This window comes from Streptomyces sp. NPDC100445, assembly GCF_044759735.1.
Lineage (GTDB): Bacteria > Actinomycetota > Actinomycetes > Streptomycetales > Streptomycetaceae > Streptomyces.
This window is the reverse complement of the sequence record NZ_JBIVZV010000001.1, coordinates 952,701-973,257: the sequence shown is the minus strand read 5'-3', so window position 1 is coordinate 973,257 and position 20,557 is coordinate 952,701. Positions and strand designations below refer to the sequence as shown.

Annotated in this window: 2 protein-coding genes; both read left to right on the top strand. The window is 76.9% G+C overall.

The window, feature by feature from the left end:
* The first annotated feature begins 31 nt into the window (after positions 1-31).
* On the top strand, positions 32-1,387 hold the full coding sequence (locus tag ACIQVT_RS04165) for a serine hydrolase domain-containing protein (RefSeq protein WP_403747135.1): 1,356 nt from the start codon (positions 32-34) through the stop codon (positions 1,385-1,387).
* A 275-nt stretch (positions 1,388-1,662) separates the two neighbouring features.
* Complete coding sequence (locus ACIQVT_RS04160; protein WP_403747132.1) at positions 1,663-20,547, top strand: non-ribosomal peptide synthase/polyketide synthase; 18,885 nt, start codon at positions 1,663-1,665, stop codon at positions 20,545-20,547.
* The last annotated feature ends 10 nt before the right edge of the window (positions 20,548-20,557 follow it).

Sequence of the window (20,557 nt, the reverse complement as noted above, 5' to 3'; positions counted from 1 at the left end):
ATGAGACCCACCCAACGGGAGTCCCCTTCTCATGCCGTACACCGTCCCCACCGCTCCGGCCGCGTCCTGGACGCCCTCCCTGTTACGGGCGGAACTACAGGACCGCCTCGACGCCCTCGCCCGGACCCACCGGGTGCCCGGCGCCCAACTCGTCCTGGACACCGGCACCGACCTCATATCCGTGCACACCGGCACCGCCGACGCGGGCACCGGCACCCCCTTCACCGCGGACACGGCCGTCCCCCTGGGCTCGCTCACCAAGCCCTACACCGCCGCCCTCGTCATGCTGCTGGCCGACGACGGCGACCTCGACCTCGACGAGCCCGCCGCCGAACACCTCCCGGAGCTGAGAGACACGCCGGGGGTGACGATCCGCCAGCTGCTCAGCCACACCGGCGGCCTGCCCACCGGCCCCGACTCCGACACCGCGGCCGAGACCACCGCCGCGCGCTGCCTCGCGGCCGTCTGCACCGCCCGCGACCTGCTGTTCCCGCCGGGCACCGACTTCTCCTACTCCAACGCCGGCTACGTCGCCGCCGGCCGGCTCGCCGAGACCGTCACCGGCATGCCGTGGCAGGAGGCGGTGAGCGCGCTGCTCCTCGAACCGCTCGCCACCGTACCGGCGTTCATAGGTGACGGCGCGCCGCCGCGTCGGCCCGTCGCCGCCGGACACGCCGTCAACACCGCGACCGGCCGGGCCCGCCCCGCCCGGCAGAACCTGGCCCCGCTGGAGGCACCGGCCGGTGCCCTGCTGGCCAGCGCCCTGGACCTGGCCGCGTTCGGCAACGCCCTCACCGGACGCTCCGACGTCCTGCCGCCCGCCGTCACCAAGGAGATGCGCCGCCCCGAGAGAGCCGCCCGCCCGGGCGCGCTGGCCGACGGCTGGGGCCCCGGCCTCGCCCTGTACCGGCGGGACGACCGCGTGTGGTGCGGCCACGACGGCAACGCCCAGGGCACCTCCTGCCACCTGCGGGTGGACCCGGAGAGCGGCATCGTCGTCGCCTTCACCGGCAACGCCGCGAGCGCCACCGCCCTGTGGCGCGACCTCACCGGCGAACTGGCCCAGCTCACCGGCGTCCGGGTGCCCGCCGCCGCCCAGGCCACCGACCGGGGCCGGTCCGTGGCCCTGCCCGAGTGCCTGGGCACGTACCGCAACGGCACCACGACGTACCGCGTCGCCCCCGGGCCGGACGGCACGCCCGCCCTGTCCGTCGACGGCGACCTGGCCCTCCCGCTGATCTGCTACGCCGACCTCTCCTGCGACCTGGTCGACCCGGCCACCGGTCGCCCGGAACCCGGCGGACGCTTCCACCGCGACCCCGCAACCGGGCGGATCGACCGGGTCCAGATATCCGGGCGCACGGCGCGCCGTACCGACGACGGCTGAGCCGCGCGCACCCCCCGACCGGCGGCCCCTTGACCGCCGGATGGCCGGCGTCCCCGCGCCGGCCGGCCCGGCGGCACCGGCGGTGGCCCGTACCGCCGCCCCGCACCCGCCGCGGATGCCGGACCACCGCCGCCGGTCCGCGAGATCCCGCACCGCCGCGCACGCCCGCCGTGCCGCCGTGACCCGCCGCACCGCCCCACGGTGGGGCGCGGCCCTGCCCGCGTCCGCCTCCGCTGCCCGCGCCGTACCGTCCCGCCCTCCTAAGGACTTCACCCATGACGGACCTGCACGACAAGCCCGCGCCGGCGTCCTCCCTGCCGCGGGCCGGCGACACCGCCGGAGCCCCGGAGAGCGCCGCGGCCCCGGCGCACCCGACGCTCGGCGAGCTGTTCCGCACGTGGGTGACCCGCACCCCGGACGCGCCGGCCCTCACCGACGGCCGGCGGACCTGGAGCTACCGCGAACTGTCCGCCCGCGCCGACCGCCTGGCCGGGTACCTGACGCGGCAGGGGGCGGGCCCCGACCGGGTGGTGGCGCTCGTGCTGCCGCGGTCCATGGAGCTGATAGCGGCCGAACTGGCCGTCGCCCGGGCCGGCGCCGCCTTCCTGCCCGTGGACCCCGCCTACCCCGCGGACCGTCGGACGCTGATGCTCACCGACGCGGCGCCCGCGGTCGTCCTCGACGACCCGCGGCGGACCGCCGAGCTGCTCGACACGGCGGAGGGCCCGGAGGACGGGGAGGGCGCGCCCCGGACCGGCGCCGACCACGCCGCGTACGTCATCTACACCTCGGGTTCCACCGGCACCCCCAAGGGCGTGACCGTCACCCATCGCGGCATCGGCGGCTTCGCGGCGGCCGCCGCCGAGCAGTACGCCGTCGGCCCCGGCGACCGCGTGCTCCAGTTCTCCTCACCCAGCTTCGACGCCTCCGTCCTGGAGCTGTGCGCCTCCGTCCTGTCCGGCGCCACCCTCGTCGTACCGCCGCACGGCCCGTGGCTCGGCGACGAACTCGCCGCCGTCCTCGACGAGCACCGCATCAGCCACGCGCTGATCCCGCCGGCCGCGCTGGCCACCCTGCCCGACCCCGCGGAGGGCACCGCGAGAACGCTGCGCACCCTGATCGTGGGCGCCGAGGCCTGCCCGGCCGGGCTCGTCGACCGCTGGGCGCCCGGCCGCCGCATGATCAACTCGTACGGCCCGACCGAGGCCACCGTCGTCGCCACCTGGACCGGGCCGCTCACCGCCGGCCGGGGCACCCCGACCATCGGCGACGCCCTGCCGCACACCCGGGTGTACGTCCTGGACGCCGCGATGCGGCCCGTGGCGCCCGGCACGGACGGCGAGCTGTTCGTGGGCGGCGACGCGGTCGCCCGGGGCTACCTGGGCCGGCCCGGGCTGACCGCCGCCCGCTTCGTCGCCGACCCGTTCGGCCCGCCCGGGGCGCGCCTGTACCGCACCGGCGACCGGGTGCGCCGGACCGCCGACGGGGAGCTGGAGTACCTGGGCCGGCTGGACCGCCAGGTGAAGATCCGCGGCTTCCGGATCGAACCCGGCGAGATCGAGGCGGCCCTGCGCCGGCTGGCCGCGGGTGCCGTCGGCGAGGCCGTGGTCGTCGTCCGCGAGGACGAGCCGGGCCACCGCCGTCTCGTCGCCTACGTCACCCCGGCCGACCCGCGGGGGACGACCGGGACGGCGGACACGCTGGACACGCCGGGTCCCGCCGGAGCCGCCGGTCCCGTGCCCGGTCCTGTCCCCGGTCCCGTGTCCTCCGGGACAGCAACCGGCTCCACGGACGCGGGGGCCGTCCCGGCGGAGGCTGCCGGGCAGACGCTCCCCGGCAGGACCGCCGGGACCGACGAGTCCGGCGCGACCGACGGGACCACCGGGGCCGGCACAAGAGAGGGCGCCGCAGGCGACGACCCGACCGCCGACTCCACCCCCGCCCGCCCCCTCGACCCCGCCGCGCTGCGGGCCGCGCTCGCCGCCGTGCTGCCGGGGCACATGGTGCCGGCCGCCGTCGTCGTGCTGGAGCGGATGCCGCTCACCCCGCAGCACAAGATCGACCGGCGGGCCCTGCCCGCCCCCGAGCGGGTCTCCACGCCGGACCGGGTACCGCCCCGCTCCGCCGGCGAGCGCGCCCTCGCCGCCATCTGGGCCGACGTCCTCGGCACCGGCGAGATCGGCGTGACGGACGACTTCCTGGACCTCGGCGGCGACTCGCTGCTCGCCGCGCGCGCCCTGTCCCGCATCCGCGACGAGCTGGGCGTGCGACTGACCGTACGGGACGTCTTCACCGCCCGTACGGTCGCCGCCCTCGCGCCCCTGCTCGGCGACCCGTCCGCCGCCGCCCCGGCGGACCCCATCCCGCCGGCCCCCGCCGAGGGAGTCCTGCCGCTGTCCAACGCGCAGCGCCGGCTGTGGTTCCTGGACGACCTGAGCGACGGCGGCACCGAGTACAACACCGGCGTGTCCCTGCGGCTGCGCGGCGCCCTGGACACGGACGCGCTGCGCCGGTCCCTGCGCCGCCTCGCCGCCCGGCACGCCTCGCTGCGCACCACGTTCACCACCGTCGACGGGCAGGGCGCCCAGCGCGTCGCCGCCGACCCCGACCTGCCGCTGCGGACGGCCGACCTCACCGACGTACCGGGAGCGGACCGGGCCGGCGCGGCCGAGGAACTGCTCACCGGGGAGCTGTGCCGCCCGTTCGACCTGGTGACCGGCCCGCTCACCCGCGCGCTGCTCGTCCGGCTCGCCGACGACGACCACCTGCTCCTGCTGGCCCAGCACCACATCGTCACCGACGGCTGGTCGGTGGGCGTCCTGACCCGCGAACTCGCGGCCCTGTACCGCGCCGAGGCCACCGGCGAGCCCGACGGGCTGCCCCGGCCCGCCGTGCAGTACCCGGACTTCGCCGTGTGGGAGCAGCGGCGGCGGGCCGGGGACCCCGATGCCCCCGGGAACACCGACACCGCCGACCTCGCGTACTGGAGACGGCACCTGTCGGACCTCCAGCACCTGGAGCTGCCCACCGACCGGCCGCGCCCGGCGGTGCGCACCACCGCCGGAGCCGCGCACCGCCACCGTCTCCCCGCGGAGCTGACCACCCGGTTGCGGAACCTCGCCACGGGCCGCGGCACGACCGTGTTCACCCTGTTCGCGGGGGCCGCGGCGCTGCTGTTCGCGCGCTACTCGGGGCAGCGGGACGTGGCGTTCGGCACCGTCACCAACGGGCGGGGCCGCCGGGAACTGGAGGACGTGCCGGGCTTCTTCGCCAACACGGTGGTGCTGCGCACGGACGTGGACGAGCGGGTGACCGTCGACCGGTTCGTGGAGGGCCTGCGCACCACGGTGCTGGACGCCTTCGCCCACGACGGTGTGCCGTTCGACCGGGTGGTGGAGGAGCTGGCACCCACCCGCGACCCCAGCCGCACCCCGCTGGTCCAGGCGCTCGTCGTCCAGCAGAGCCCGCTGGGCGTGCCGCCCGTGGCCGGCGGCCTGCGCCTGACGGAGCATCCGCTGCCCCGCCCGGCCGCCCGCTTCGACCTCGTCCTGGAGTTCGCCCCGGACACCGACGGCGGCTGCGCGCTCACCGTGGAGTACAACACCGACCTGTTCGAGGCCGCGACCGTGGCCCGCCTGACCGGTCATCTGCACCGCCTGCTGGCGGGCATGGCGGACGGACCCGGCCGCACCTTGGCCGAACTGCCCATGCTGTCGGCCGCCGAGCAGCACGACCTGGTGGACGCCTGGAACCCGCCCGCGCGCCGGAGCCGGGACACCGGTCACGTCACGCTGCCCGGGCTGTTCGGCGCCCAGGTGGCCCGCACCCCGGACCGGACCGCCGTCGTCTGCGGCGCCGACCGGCTCGACTACGCCGAGACCGACCGGCGCGCCAACCGGCTGGCGCGGCTGCTCGTCGCGCGCGGCGCCGGCCCGGAGACCCTGGTCGCGCTGTGCCTGCCGCGCTCCGCCGACCTGGTGCCGGTGCTGTGGGCGGTGCTCAAGTCGGGCGCGGGCTACCTGCCGGTGGACCCCGGTTATCCCGCCGAGCGGATCCGTCTCATGCTCGACGACGCCCGGCCCGCCCTGGTCCTCGCCACCCGGGACACCGCCTCCGCCCTGCCCGAGGGCTGCGAGCCGCTGCTCCTGGAGGAGTGCGCCGGTGCGGACGGGTCCGACGCCGACCTGACCGACGCCGACCGGACCCGGCCGCTGCTGGCGGACCATCCCGCCTACGTCATCTACACCTCGGGCTCGACCGGCCGCCCCAAGGGCGTCGTGGTCACCCACCGCAGCGTCGCCGCGCTGGCCGCCTGGGCGGGGGAGCGGTTCGGACCCGACGGGCTCGCCCACGTCATCGCCTCCACCTCCCTCAACTTCGACGTCTCGGTCTTCGAGCTGCTGTGCCCGCTGCTGGCCGGCGGCTCCGTCGAGGTGGTCGCCGACCTGCCGGCCCTGGCCGACACGTCGGCCCCGCGCAGCGCCGGACTGCTCAGCGGGGTGCCCTCCGTCGTCTCCCGCCTGGTCGCCGGCGGTGCGGCACCCGTGACCGCGGACACCGTCGTCCTGGCCGGTGAGGCCCTGCCCGCGCAGACCGTGCAGGACGTGCGCGCCGCCATGCCCGCGGCCCGGATCGCCAACATCTACGGCCCCACCGAGGCCACCGTCTACGCCACCGCCTGGTTCGCCGACGCCCGGCTGCCGGAGCAGGCGCCGCCCATCGGCGAGCCCGTCGCCGTCACCCGGGCCTACGTCCTGGACGGCGCCCTGCGTCCCCAGCCGCCCGGTGTCACGGGCGAGCTGTACCTCGGGGGCGGCGGCCTGGCGCGCGGCTACCTCAACCGTCCGGGGCTGTCCGCCGCCCGCTTCGTCGCCGATCCGTTCGGCGCGCCGGGCGAGCGCATGTACCGCACCGGCGACCTGGTGCGCCGGCGGGCCGACGGCCGGCTGGAGTACCTCGGCCGGATCGACCAGCAGGTCAAGGTGCGCGGCTTCCGCATCGAACTGGGCGAGGTGGAGGAGGCGCTGCGCCACTGCGCCGGCGTGGCCGAGGCGGCCGCCACCGCGGCCGCCACCGACGGCCACCGGCGCCTCGCCGGCTACGTCGTCCCGGCCGCCGGGGAGCGGATCGACCCCGAGGCCGTACGCCGGGAACTCGGCCGCACGCTGCCCGACTACATGGTCCCGGCGGTCGTCGTCGTACTCGACGCCCTGCCGCTGAACGCCAACGGCAAGATCGACCGCGGGCGCCTCCCCGACCCGGGCCCCGCCGTGCGGACCGTACGGCACGTCGCCCCCCGCACCCCCACCGAGCACGCCCTCGCCGCGATCTGGGCGGACGTGCTGCACCTGGAGCGGATCGGTGTCGACGACAACTTCTTCGAACTCGGCGGCGACTCCATCCTCAGCATCCAGGTGGTGGCCCGGGCCCGGCAGGAGGGCCTGATGCTGACCTCCCGGGACCTCTACCAGCACCAGACCGTCGCCGCCCTCGCCCGCCGCGCGGACGCCGCCGGGACCCCGGCCGCGTCGGCCGCGGCACCGGAGGCGGCCACCGGGGCGGCCCCCCTGACGCCGATCCAGCACTGGCTCTTCGGCACGGCCGCCGAGCGGGCCGGCCACTTCGCGCAGGCGCTCTCCGTCCAGGTCCCCGACGAGCTGGACCCGGCGGCGCTCGAGGATGCGCTGAACGACCTGGCCGCCCACCACGACGCGCTGCGCTCCCGGTTCACCGCCGGCGACGGCGACGCGCGGGTCAGCTGGTCCGTCGCGGACCGGACGCCCCGGATCGTCCTCGCCCGGCACACCGGCCCCGGCACGGACACCCCCCACTTCGGGCCCTTCGACCTCGCCGGGGGACCGCTGCTGCGGGCGGTGCTCCACGACCGCGGCCCCGGCCTGCCCGGGGTCCTGCACCTCTCCGTGCACCACCTGGTGGTCGACGGGGTGTCCTGGCGCATCCTGCTGGACGACCTCGACCGCGCCTACCGGGCCCGCCGCGCGGGCGACGACGGCGCGGCGGCCCTGCCCGCGAAGTCCACCCCCGTACGGCAGTGGGCGCGCCGGCTGCGCGCGCACGCGGTGGACGGCGGCTTCGACGACGAGCGGGAGTACTGGGCCCGGGAGGTCCCGGACACCGCGCCCGCCGTGCCCGAGGAGGCGGACGGCCCCAACACCTACGCCTCCCAGCGCGCGGTCACCGTCCGGCTGAGCCCCGAGGACACCGCCGTCCTGCTGCGCACCCTGCCCGAGACCTACCGCACCCAGGTCAACGACGTACTGCTCGGCGCCCTCGGCCGCGCCCTGTGCGCCGGGACCGGGCGGGAGCGGGTGGTGGTCGACGTCGAGGGCCACGGCCGCGAGGAACTCTTCCCCGACCTGGACCTCAGCCGCACGGTCGGCTGGTTCACCACCCGCTACCCCGTCGCCCTCGCCGTCCCCGGCGACGCCGGCTGGGACACCGTGCTGAAGCGGGTCAAGGAGCGGCTGCGCGCCGTACCCCGGCACGGCCTCGGCCACGACGCGCTGCGCCACCTGGCCGCGCCCGGCGCCGCGCCCGGCACCCCGCACGCGCAGATCAGCTTCAACTACCTCGGCCGGATGGGGCTGCCCGACGGCGGCGACGGACTGTACCGGGGCACCGTCCGGCCGCTGGAGCTGGACGCCGACCCGGCCGCCGAGCGCCCGCACGCCCTGGAGGTCGTCGGCCTGCTCGACGGCGACCGCCTGGAGTTCACCTGGTTCTACTCCGACCGGCTGCACCGGCGGGAGACGGTCACCGCTCTCGCGGAGGGCTTCGCCGGCGCGCTGGCCGACCTCGCCCGTTTCGCCGCGTCGCCGGGCGCCGCCGGCCGCACCCCGTCCGACTTCCCGCTGGCCCGGCTCGACCAGGCCGCCGTGGACCGCGTCACCGGCGCCGATCCCGCCGCCGTGGCGGACGTCCTGCCCCTGACGCCGACACAGGCGGGCATGCTCTTCCACGGGCTCTCCCAGGACGACCGCGGCGTCTACTTCCAGCAGCTGACGTTCGTCCTGGACGGCGTCCCGGACCCGGACGCCCTCGCCGCCGCCTGGCAGCACGTCACCGACCGCACCGAGGTGCTGCGCGGCCGGGTCGTCTGGCAGGACATGCCCGAGCCGCTGCTGGTGGTGCAGCGCCACGCCGCCCTGCCCGTCACCCACCTCGACTGGCGCGACCTCACCGAGGACGAGCGCCGCACCCGGCTGGACGACGTCCTCGCCCGCGACCGCGCCGACGGCATCGACCTGACCCGGGCCCCGCTCCAGCGCCTGCTCCTCGCCCGGGTGTCCGACACCGCCGTGCGTGTGGTGTGGTCCTTCCACCACCTGCTCCTGGACGGCTGGAGCCTGTTCCAGGTCCTCACCGACGTCTTCGCCCGGCACGCCGGGACCGACCCGGAGGCCGGCCGGGACCGCCCGCCCTACCGCGACTACCTCGCCTGGCTGGGCGGACGCGACACGGCCGAGGCCGAGGCGCACTGGCGGCGCCGCCTGTCCGGCCTGACCGAGGCGACCCCGCTGCCGTACGACCGGGAACCGCGCGAGAGCCACCGCGCGGAGTCCACGCACGAGGTGCGGGCCACGCTGCCCGCCGCCGCGACCCGCGCACTGGAGGAGCTGGCACGGACCTCGGGCCTCACCCTCAACACCCTGGTGCAGGGCGCCTGGGCGCTGCTGCTGGGCCGTCAGGCGGGCCGCGACGAAGTGGTGTTCGGCACCACCGTGTCCGGCCGGCCGCCCGAGCTGCCCGGCTCCGACGTCATGACGGGCCTGTTCATCACCACCCTGCCCACCCGCGTCACCGTCCCCGCCCACGGCACCCTCGTGGACTGGCTGCGCGCCCTCCAGCGCGACCAGAGCGACGACCGGCGCTTCGACCACGTCCCGCTCACCCGGATCCGGACGTTCACCGCGCTCCCGGAGCGGGTCGGCCTGTTCGACAGCATCGTCGTCTTCGAGAACTACCCGGTGGACGACGGCCTCGCCGCCGCCCACGGACTGTCCCTGAGCGGCCTGGAGGGCATCGAGACCACCAACTACCCGCTCAGCCTGACCGCGTACCCGGGCACGGAGCTGACCCTGCGCGTCGGCTACGACCCGGAGCTGTTCGACACCGCCACCGCCGAACGGCTGGCCGAGTACCTGGCCGTGCTGCTCACCGGCATGCCCGGCGGGTCCCCGCGTCCGCCCGCCCGGCTGCCGCTGCTCGGCCCGGACCGCCGTACACAGGTGCTGCGCACCTGGAACGACACCGCCACCGACCTGCCCGACACCACCGTCGCCGCCCTCTTCGCCGAGCAGGCGCGCCGCACCCCCGACGCGGTGGCCGTGGAGGCCGGGACCGAACGCGTCACCTACCGCGAGCTCGACGCGCGGTCGGCGCGCTGGGCGGCCCGGCTGGCCGCGCTCGGCATACGGCCGGAACGCCCGGTCGGTGTGCTCGTGGACCGCTCCGTGGAGCTGGTCGTCGCCCAGCTCGCGCTCGTCCGCACCGGCGGCGTGTACGTCCCGCTGGACGGCCGGGCGCCGCGCGAACGGCTGCGCCGGATGCTCGCCGAGGCCGGGGCCGACCTGCTGCTCACCGACGCAGCCCGGGAGGAGACCGCCCACGACCTGCTGCCGGGCGACCGCGTCCTCAGGATCGACGGCCCCGCGCCCGCGGACCACCCCGCGCCCGCCCACGCCGTCCACCCCGACAACGTGCAGTACCTGATGTTCACCTCCGGCTCCACCGGCGTCCCCAAGGGCGTCGCGGTGCGCCAGCGCGACGTGGCCGCGCTCGCCCTGGACCGGGCGTTCGCCGGGCACGACCGGGTCCTCGTGCACTCCCCGCACGCCTTCGACGCCGCCACCTACGAGGTGTGGGTGCCGCTGCTGCGCGGCGGCACGGCCGTCCTCGCCCCGCCGGCCGACCTGGACGCCGCCGCGGTCCGCCGCGCCGTCACCGAGCAGGGCGTCGGCTGCCTGTGGCTGACCGCCGGACTGTTCCGCCTGCTCGCCCAGGAGGACCCGGGCTGCCTGCGCGGCGCCCGGGAGGTGTGGACGGGCGGCGAGGCCGTGCCGGGCGCGGTCGTGCGCCGGGTGCTGGACGCCTGCCCCGGCCTGACCGTCGTGGACGGCTACGGCCCCACCGAGACCACCACGTTCGCCACCCGCCGCGTCTTCCGCGCCGGGGACCCGCTGCCCGCCGTCCTGCCCATCGGACGGCCGCTGGACAACACCCGCGTGTACGTCCTGGACGGCGCCCTCCAGCCCCAGCCGCCGGGCGTCCCCGGCGAGCTGTACATCGCCGGCGCGGGACTCGCCCGCGGCTACGCCGGCCGGCCCGGCGCGACGGCCGCCCGCTACCTCGCCGACCCCTTCGGGCCGGCCGGCGGGCGGATGTACCGCACCGGTGACGTCGTGCGCTGGAGCGCCGACGGCGAACTCCACTTCGTCGGCCGTGCCGACGACCAGATCAAGATCCGCGGTTTCCGGGTCGAGCCCGCCGAGATCGAGGCCCGGCTGACCGCCCACCCCGCCGTCGCCGAGGCCGTCGTCTCCCTGTACGAGGACGGGGGCCGCAAGCGGCTGGCCGCCCACCTCGTCCCGGCCGAGGGCGCCGAGGTGCCCGCCGCCGCCGCGCTGCGCGACCACCTGGCGGCCGGACTGCCCGACTACATGCTCCCCGCCGCGTTCGTCACCGTCCCCGCGCTGCCGCTGACCGCCAACGGCAAGGTCGACCGGCGGCGGCTGCCCGCCCCCGACTGGTCGGCGGGCGCCGAGGGCGCCTACCGGGCCCCGCGCACCGAGTCCGAGCGGCTCCTCGCCGGGATCTGGGCCGACCTGCTCGGTGTCGAACGCGTCGGCGTGGACGACAACTTCTTCATGCTGGGCGGCGACTCCATCCTCAGCATCCAGGTCGTCTCCCGCGCCCGGGCCGCGGGCCTCACCCTCACCCCGCGCGACCTGTTCCGGCGCCCCACCGTCGCCGCGCTGGCCGCCGCCGGGGCCGCCGCGCCCGCCGTCGCCGGCACCGCGCCGGTCAGCGGCGAGGCCGGCCTGACCCCCATCCAGCACTGGTTCCTCGACCCGCGGCCAGAACAGCCCGCGTTCTTCAACCAGTCCGTCGTCGTCGAGACGGCCGGCCCGGTCGACGAGGACGCCCTGCGCCGTGCCCTCACCGCCCTGTGGACCCACCACGACGCCCTGCGCGCCCGGTTCCGCCTCGAGGCCGACGGCACCTGGCACCAGCACATACCCGCCGCCGACGACCCGGCCCCCGAACTGCTCCGGGTCCACGCCCCGGAGGACGAGGAGGCGGTCACGGCGGCCACCCACGCCGGGCTGGACCTCGGCACCGGGCCGCTGTGCGCCGCCCGCCTGTTCACCGCCGACGGCACCCGGCCCGCCCGGCTGCTGCTCGTCGTCCACCACCTGGTCGTCGACGGCGTCTCCTGGCGCATCCTGCTGGAGGACCTGGAGACCGCCTACCGGCAGGCCGCGGCGGGCGAACCCGTACGCCTGCCCGCCCGCACCACCTCCGTGCGCGAGTGGGCGGACCGGCTGCGCGCCCGCGCGGCGACCGGGTTCGCCGCCGCGCGCGACCACTGGGCGCGGACCGCCCGGCACTGCGCGGAGCCGCTGCCCGCCGACGGCGACGGCGACGCCACCACGGCCGGCGTCCGCGAGGTCACCGTGCGCCTGGACCGCGACCGCACCGACGACCTGCTGCGCCGCGTTCCCGGCGCCTACCGCACCCGGATCGACGACGTCCTGCTCACCGCGCTGGGCCGGGTCCTGGCCGATTGGACCGGGCGCGCCACCGTCGCCGTCGGCCTGGAGGGCCACGGCCGCGAGGACCAGCTGTTCGAGGACGTCGACCTGTCCCGCACGGTCGGCTGGTTCACCTCCCTGTACCCGGTCGCCCTCACCGTCCCGGCGGGCGACTGGGGGACCGCGCTCAAAGCGGTCAAGGAGCAGCTGCGGGCCGTACCCGAGCGCGGTCTCGGCCACGGCGTCCTGCGCCACCTCGCCCGTGACGCCGCCCTCACCGGCACCCCCATGCCCGGCATCAGCTTCAACTACCTCGGACGGTTCGACTGGTCCGCCGGCGGCGGCACCCTGGTCGGCGCGGTGCCCGGCGGCCTCGGCGGCGCGGAGGCACCCGGCACCGAACGGCCGCACCTGCTGGACGTGGTCGCCCGCGTCGAGGACGACGAGCTGGAGATCACCTGGCACTACAGCCCCGGACGGCACCGAGAGGACACCGTCGCCGCGCTCGCCGGGGGCATGCTGCGGGCGCTGGAGGACCTCGTCGCCCACTGCGTCCGCCCCGGCGCGGGCGGCCGTACCCCCTCCGACTTCCCGCTGGCCCGGCTGGACCAGGCGGCCGTGGACCGGATCGCCGGCGACGGGCGCGAGGTCGCGGACGTGTACCCGCTGACACCGATGCAGGCGGGCATGCTCTTCCACAGCCTGCTGGACCCCGAGGGCAGCACCTACGTCAACCAGGTGCAGCTGGTGCTGTCCGGCGTCACCGACCCCCACGCCCTGGCCACGGCCTGGCAGCAGACCGCGGACGCCAACCCGGTCCTGCGCACCGGCCTCGTCTGGCAGGAGACGCCCGAACCGCTCCAGGTCGTCCGGCACCGGGCCACCGTGCCCGTCACCCACCACGACTGGACGGCGCGGCCCGACGGCGGCGGTGCCCGCGACCTGGACCGGCTGCTGGCCGAGGACCGGCGGGCGGGCATCGATCTCGGCACCGCCCCCCTGATGCGGCTGATGCTGATCCGGCTGGCCCCGGACCGGGTCCGCCTGGTGTGGACCTTCCACCACGTCCTGCTGGACGGCTGGAGCGCGGCCCAGGTCTTCGACGAGGTGTGCGAGCGGTACGCGGCCCTGACCTCGGGACGCCGCCCCGAGCCGCCGCGCCGCCGGCCCTTCGCCGACTACCTGCACTGGCTGGCCGGGCAGGACACCGGCCGGGCCGAACGGTACTGGCGCGAGACGCTCGCCGGTTTCCAGGCCCCCACCGAGCTGCCCCGCGACCGGCGCCCCGCCCAGGCCCACCGCGACGCCTCCTCCGGGACGGTGCGGGTGACCCTCGGCCGGGACGTCACGGCGCGGCTGCGGGAGACCGCCCAGCGGGCGGGGCTGACCCTCAACACCGTCCTCCAGGGCGCGTGGGCGCTGTTGCTCGCCCGCTACGGCGGTGGCGACGACGTGGTGTTCGGCACCACCGTCTCCGGCCGGCCCGCGGGCCTGCCGGGCGTCACCTCGATGGTCGGCCTGTTCATCAACACCCTGCCCACCCGGGTGCGCGTCGACGGACGGCGCCCGCTGCCGGAGTGGCTGGGCGAACTCCAGGCCGCCCAGTCCGAGGCCCGGCGCCACGACTTCGTCTCGCTGGCCCAGGTGCAGTCCTGGAGCGAGGTGCCCGGCGGCACCAGCCTGTTCGACTCCATCGTGGTGTTCGAGAACTACCCGTTCGACGAGGGCTCGCTCGCCCGGCACGGCCTCGCCATGGAGCAGGAGCGGGACCTGGAGCCGACGAACTACCCGCTCAGCGTGGTCGTCGCGCCCGGGGACAGCCTGGCCGTGAACCTGGACTACGATCCCGGCGCCTTCGACCCGGCCACGGTGGAGGCGCTCGGCGAGAGCCTGCGCACCCTGCTGACCGGGATGGCCGCCGACCCCGACCGTCGCCTCGCCGACCTGCCCCTGCTGGACCCGGCGGGCGGCCGCGACCTCGTCGCCCGGTTCGGCGGAGCGGTGCGGGAGGCACCGCGGGACACCTTGCCCGAGGCGTTCCGCCGGCAGGCCGAGCGCACCCCGCACGCCCCCGCCGTCCGCCACGGCGACACCTGCCTGACCTACCAGGAACTCGACGCCCGCTCCGGCGCCCTGGCCCGACGGCTCGTCGCCGCCGGCGCCGGACCCGAGCGGTTCGTCGCCCTGTGCCTGCCCCGCACCGCCGACCTGGTCGTGGCGCTCCTGGCCGTGCTCCGGAGCGGCGCCGCCTACCTGCCGGTCGACCCGCAGTACCCGGCCGAGCGCGTCGCCTTCCTGTTCGAGGACGTACGGCCCGACGCCGTCATCACCAGTACGGAGACAGCCGGCCGGCTGCCCGAGGGCCTGTACACCCGCATCCTGCTGGACCAGGACCGTGCCGCGGCCCTCCCGGACACGCCCGGCGGCGACGGCGAGCGCCGCGAACCCCTGCTGCCCGGCCACCCGGCCTACGTCATCCACACCTCCGGCTCCACCGGCCGACCCAAGGGAGTCGTCGTCACCCACGCGTCGGTGCTGGCGCTCACCGACTGGGCCGCGGCCGAGTTCACCGGCCGGGGAGCGGCCCACGTGGTCGCCTCCACCTCGCTCAACTTCGACGTGTCCGTCTTCGAGATCTTCTCCCCGCTGCTGTCCGGCGGCTGCGTGGAGATCGTCCGCGACCTGCTGGCGCTGGCCGAACGCCCCGGGCTTTGGCGGGCCGGACTGCTCAGCGCGGTGCCCTCCGCCCTGGACCGGCTGCTCGCCGAGGACGCCGTACAGGTCACCGCGGACACCGTGGTCCTCGCGGGGGAGGGGCTGCCCGCCCGCACCGTACGCCGGGTCCGCGAGGCCGTCCCCGGCTGCCGGGTCATGAACATCTACGGCCCCACCGAGGCCACCGTCTACGCCACCGCCTTCACCTGCGACCCGGCCGACCCCGACCGCGACCCGCCGATCGGCCGCCCCGTCGGCGGCGCCCGCGCCTACGTCCTGGACGCCCACCTGCGCCCGGTGCCCGTCGGCGCGCCCGGCGAGCTGTTCCTCGCCGGCACCGGTGTGGCCCGCGGCTACCTCGGCCGGCCCGGCCTGACCGCGTCACGCTTCCTGCCCGACCCGTTCGGCCCGCCCGGCGCCCGCATGTACCGCACCGGCGACCTGGTCCGCTGGACACCCGACGGCGACCTGCGCTACCTCGGCCGCGGCGACGACCAGGTCAAGGTGCGCGGCTTCCGCATCGAACTCGGCGAGCTGGAGGCCGCGCTGACCCGGCACCCGGACGTCGCCGCCGCGGCGGCCCGGGTGGTCGAGCACGCCGGCCACCGCCGGCTGGTCGGCTACGCGGTACCCCGCGGGGCGGCCCTGCCGGACCCCGCCGACCTGCGCGCCTTCCTCGGCCGGAGCCTCCCCGACCACCTCGTGCCGGCCCTCGTCGTGCCGCTGGACCGGCTGCCGCTCGGCGCCACCGGCAAGCTGGACCGGCGGGCCCTGCCCGCGCCCCGGTGGGAGGCCACGGCCACCGGCGGCACCGCCCGGCCGCCGCGCACCGAGGCGGAGCGGACCCTCGCGGCGATCTGGCGCGAGGTGCTCGGTGTGCCCGAGGTCGGCGCCGACGACAACTACTTCACGCTGGGCGGCGACTCCATCCTCGGCATCCAGATCGTCTCGGCCGCCCGCCGCGCCGGTCTCGCCCTGACCCCCCGCCACCTGTTCACCCACCAGACCCTCGCCGAACTCGCGGCGGCGGCCACGGAGTTCCACGCGGCCGCGGTCACCGCCGAACAGGGTCCCGTGGTCGGCGACGCCCCGCTCACCCCCGTACAGCACTGGCTGTTCGACACCCTGACCGGTGACCCCGCCCACTTCAGCCAGACGGTCGCCTTCGAGCTGGCCGAGGACCCCGGCGAGACGCTGCTGCGCGCCGCCCTGGCAGCCGTGCTGGAGCACCACGACGCGCTGCGGATGCGGTTCGAGCCGGCCGGGGACGGGACCTGGCGCCAGCACGGCACGCCGCCCGGCCAGGCCCCGCACCTGGAGGTGCACGACCGGGCGGCCGTGCCCGAGGTGGCCGCCGCGCTCGGCGCGGGCTTCGACCTGGCCGCCGGGCCGCTGCTGCGGGCCGCGCTGTGCCGCCCCGGGGACGGCGGCCGGCCGGTGCTGCTGCTCGCCGCGCACCACCTCGTCGTGGACGCCGTGTCCTGGCGGCTGATCCTGGAGGACCTGGACACCGCCCACCGTGCCCTGCGCGACGGCGAGCGGCCGGCCCTCGGCGCCAAGAGCACCTCGTTCGCGGCCTGGGCCCGGCGGCTCGCCGAGCACACCGCGGCGGGCGGCTTCGACACCGAACTCGCCCACTGGCGTGACCTGGACACCACCGCCGCCCTGCCCACCGACCACGCCGACGGCGCGAACACCGTCGCCGTCGAGGAGAGCGTCACCACCGTCCTCGGCGCCGAGGACACCCGCCGGCTGCTCCAGGACGTGCCCGAGGCGTACCGCACCCGCGTCAACGATGTCCTGCTCTCGGCGCTCGGCCGGGTCCTGGCCCGTTGGACCGGCCGGGACCGGGTCGCGGTGACCCTCGAAGGACACGGCCGCGAGGAGCTGTTCGACGACACCGACCTCGCCCGCACCGCCGGCTGGTTCACCGCGATGTACCCGGTCGCCCTGGACGTGCCCCGCCACGCGGACACCGGCACCGTCCTCAAGGCCGTCAAGGAGAACCTGCGCGCCGTCCCGCACGGCGGATTGGGCTACGGCGCGCTGCGCCACCTGCACCCCACGGCCGGCGCCGGCCTGCCCGGCCTGCCCCAGGTCTGCTTCAACTACCTGGGCCAGCAGGACCGGACGCCCGCCCCGGGCGGCCTGCTGCACGCGCCGCACGGCGCCCTCGGCGGCGGCATGGACACCACCGCCCAGCGCCCGCACCTCCTCGACGTGCTGGGCCGGGTCGCCGACGGCCGCCTCGAGTTCACCTGGTCCTACTCCCGCGAGCTGCACCGGCGGGAGACCGTCGCCCGGCTGGCGGCCGAACTGACCGCCGAACTGGAGGAGATCGTCCGGCACTGCGCCGAGCCCGGCGCCGGCGGCCGCACCCCCTCCGACTTCCCGCTCGCCCCGCTCGACCAAGCGGCCGTGGACCGACTCGTCGGCACCGGCGGGGACGTCGTGGACGTCTATCCGCTCACCCCCACCCAGACCGGCATGGTGGTGCACGGCCTGGACGAGGCCGGACACGGCCTGTACGTCGAGCAGATCACCTTCGTGGCGGACGGCGCCCGGGACCCCGGCCTACTGGCGGCCGCATGGCGGCACGTCGTCGACCGCACCCCCGTGCTGCGCACCTCCGTCGCCCTGCACGGCGTACCCGTGCCCCTCCAGGTCGTCCACCGCGACGTGACCCTGCCGGTCACCGAGCACGACTGGAGCGGGCTGCCCGCCGACCGGCGGGACGCCGAGCTGGAGCGGCTGCTCGCCGCCGAACGCGCCGAGGGCCTCGCCCTGGACCGGGCCCCGCTGCTGCGGCTCGCCCTGGTCCGGCTCGGCCCGGACGCCGTACGGGTGGTGTGGACCTTCCACCACGTCCTGCTGGACGGCTGGAGCGTCTTCCACGTCCTGTCCGACGTCATGGCCGCGCACGCCGCCCTGGTTCGCGGCGAGCCGCCCCGGCTGCCCGAACGCCGGCCGTTCGCGGACTACGCCGGCTGGCTGGCCGCCCGCGACACCGGCCGGGCGGCGGAGCACTGGCGCGACGTCCTCGCCGGCCTGAGCGGTCCCACCCCGCTGCCCTACGACCGCCGGCCCGCGCCGGGCACCACGGCCCGCTCCGGCACCTGGCTGTCCCAGCGGCTCGGCACCGAGGAGACCGGCCGGCTCCAGGAGTTCGCCCGCCGCCACCGCCTCACCCTCAACACGCTGGTGCAGGGCGCCTGGGCGCTGCTGCTGGCGCGGTGGAGCGGGGAGCCGGAGGTGTGCTTCGGCACCACCGTCTCCGGCCGGCCCGCCGACCTGCCCGGCGCCGACACCATCACCGGCCTGTTCATCACCACCCTGCCCGCCCGGACCGCCGTCGACGGCGGCGCGCCCTGCGCCGACTGGCTGCGCGCGGTGCAGGAGGCCCGGGCCGAGGACCGCCGGCACGACCACATGCCCCTCAACGAGCTGCACGGACTGACCGGGCTGCCGGCCGGCACCGAGCTGTTCGACAGCCTGGTCGTCTTCGAGAACTACCCCGTCGGTGACGCGACCGCCGGCGCGCACGGCCTGACCGTGCGGGACCTGGACGCCCGGGAGGCCACCAACTACCCGCTCACCGTCGTCGTCTCGCCCGGCGACCGGCTCGCCGTCGAACTCGGCTACGACCCGCGCTGCTTCGACGCGGCCACCGCCGGCTCCCTGGCCGGCCAGCTGCTGCACACCCTGCACGCCCTGGCCGCCACCGACGGCACCACCCGCCTCGACGACATCGACGTGCTCCCGCCCGCCCAGCGGGACCGGCTGCTGAACCCGCCGGCCCGCCCCGACCGCACACCCGTGCCCGCCGCCACCCTGCCGGCCCTCGTGGAGGCCGCCGTCGACAGGTGGCCGACCGCCCCCGCCCTCGCCGGACCCGGCACCCTGCTCACGTTCACGCAGGCCGACGCGGCGGCCGACCGGCTGGCGCACGCGCTCATGGCCCGCGGCGCGGGCCCCGGCGACCTGGTCGCCCTGCTCCTGCCGCGCTCGGTGGACATGGTGCTGGCCCAGCTCGCGGTGGCCAAGGCGGGTGCCGCGTTCCTGCCCGTCGACCCGGCCTACCCCGAGGAGCGGATCGCCCTCATGCTGCGCGACGCGGCCCCCGCCCTCACCCTCGACGCCAAGGAGATCGCCGGACTGCTCGCAGCACCGCCGCACGACACGCCCGGGCACCGGCCCACCGACGCCGACCGGACCCGCCCGCTCGACCTGGACGACCCGGCGTACGTCATCTACACCTCGGGCTCCACCGGCACCCCCAAGGGAGTCGTCGTCACCCACCGCGGGCTCGCCGCGTTCTCCGCCGCCGAGGCCGCCCACTACCAGGTGGCCCCCGGCGACCGGGTGCTGGCCTTCGCCACGCCCAGCTTCGACGCCTGCGTCCTGGAGCTGTGCATGTCCCTGCCGCACGGCGCCCGCCTGGTCGTCCCCCCGCCCGGACCGCTGCTCGGCGCCCAGCTCGCCGACGTACTGCGCGCCGAACGCGTCACCCACACCCTGCTGCCGCCGGCCGCGCTCGCCACCCTGCCGCCCGACACCCCCGGCACCCTCCCCGACCTCAAGACGCTGACCGTCGGGGCCGACGCGTGCGGCGCCGAACTCGTCGGCCGCTGGGCCCCGCACCACCGCATGGTCAACTCCTACGGGCCCACCGAGGCCACCGTCGTCGCCACCTGGTCCGCGCCCCTGCGGCCGGACGGCGCCGCCCCGCCCATCGGCCGGCCGCTGCCCGCCACCGGCGCCTACGTCCTCGACGCCCGGCTGCGGCCGGTCCCCGACGGCGTCACCGGCGAACTGTGGCTGTCCGGGCCCGCGCTGGCCCGCGGCTACCTCGGCCGGCCCGGACTGACCGCCGCCCGCTTCACCGCCGACCCGTTCGGCCCGCCCGGCACCCGCATGTACCGCACCGGCGACCTGGTGCGCCGCGACGCCCACGGCGAGCTGCACTACCTGGGCCGCACCGACCACCAGCTCAAACTGCGCGGCCACCGCATCGAGGCGGGCGAGGTGGAGGCCGTCCTCGCCCGGGACCCGGGCGTGCTGGACGCCGTGGTGAGCGTCCGCGAGGACGAACCGGGCCTGCCGCGCCTGGTCGCCCACCTGCTCACGGCACCCGGCGCCGAACCGCCCACCGCCGCCGCGCTGCGGACGCTGGCCGCCCGCTTCCTGCCGGCCCACATGGTCCCCACGGCGTTCGTGGTCCTCGACCGCTTCCCGGTGACCGAGAACGGCAAGACCGACCGCGCCGCCCTGCCCGCCCCGGCCCCGGCCGAGGAGCGGGAGGAACAGGCCGGGTACGTGGCACCGCGCACGCCCACCGAGGAGGCCGTGGCAGCCATCTGGGAGGAGACCCTCGGGACGCCCGTGGGCGCCGAGGACGACTACTACCTGCTGGGCGGCGACTCCATGCGCGCCCTGCTGATCGCCTCCCGCGCCAACGACGCGTTCGGCGTCACCCTCACCCCCCGCGACATCCTCGTCTCCCGCACCGTCGCCGCCCTGGCGGAGCTCGTGGAGGACCAGGTGCTGAGCGAACTCGAGGCCGCCGCGTACGGCCACGACGGCGGGGACGGCCCGCCCGCGGGGCACACCCACCCCGCCCCCGACGACGAAGACGCCGCGTACGGCGGCCCCGACCAAGACGAACGGTGAGGATCCGACG

What these genes read in the sequence shown, in the direction of transcription:
- ACIQVT_RS04165 (WP_403747135.1), top strand. Translation starts at nt 32, where the DNA reads ATGCCGTACACCGTCCCCACCGCTCCGGCCGCGTCCTGGACGCCCTCC.
- ACIQVT_RS04160 (WP_403747132.1), top strand. Translation starts at nt 1,663, where the DNA reads ATGACGGACCTGCACGACAAGCCCGCGCCGGCGTCCTCCCTGCCGCGG.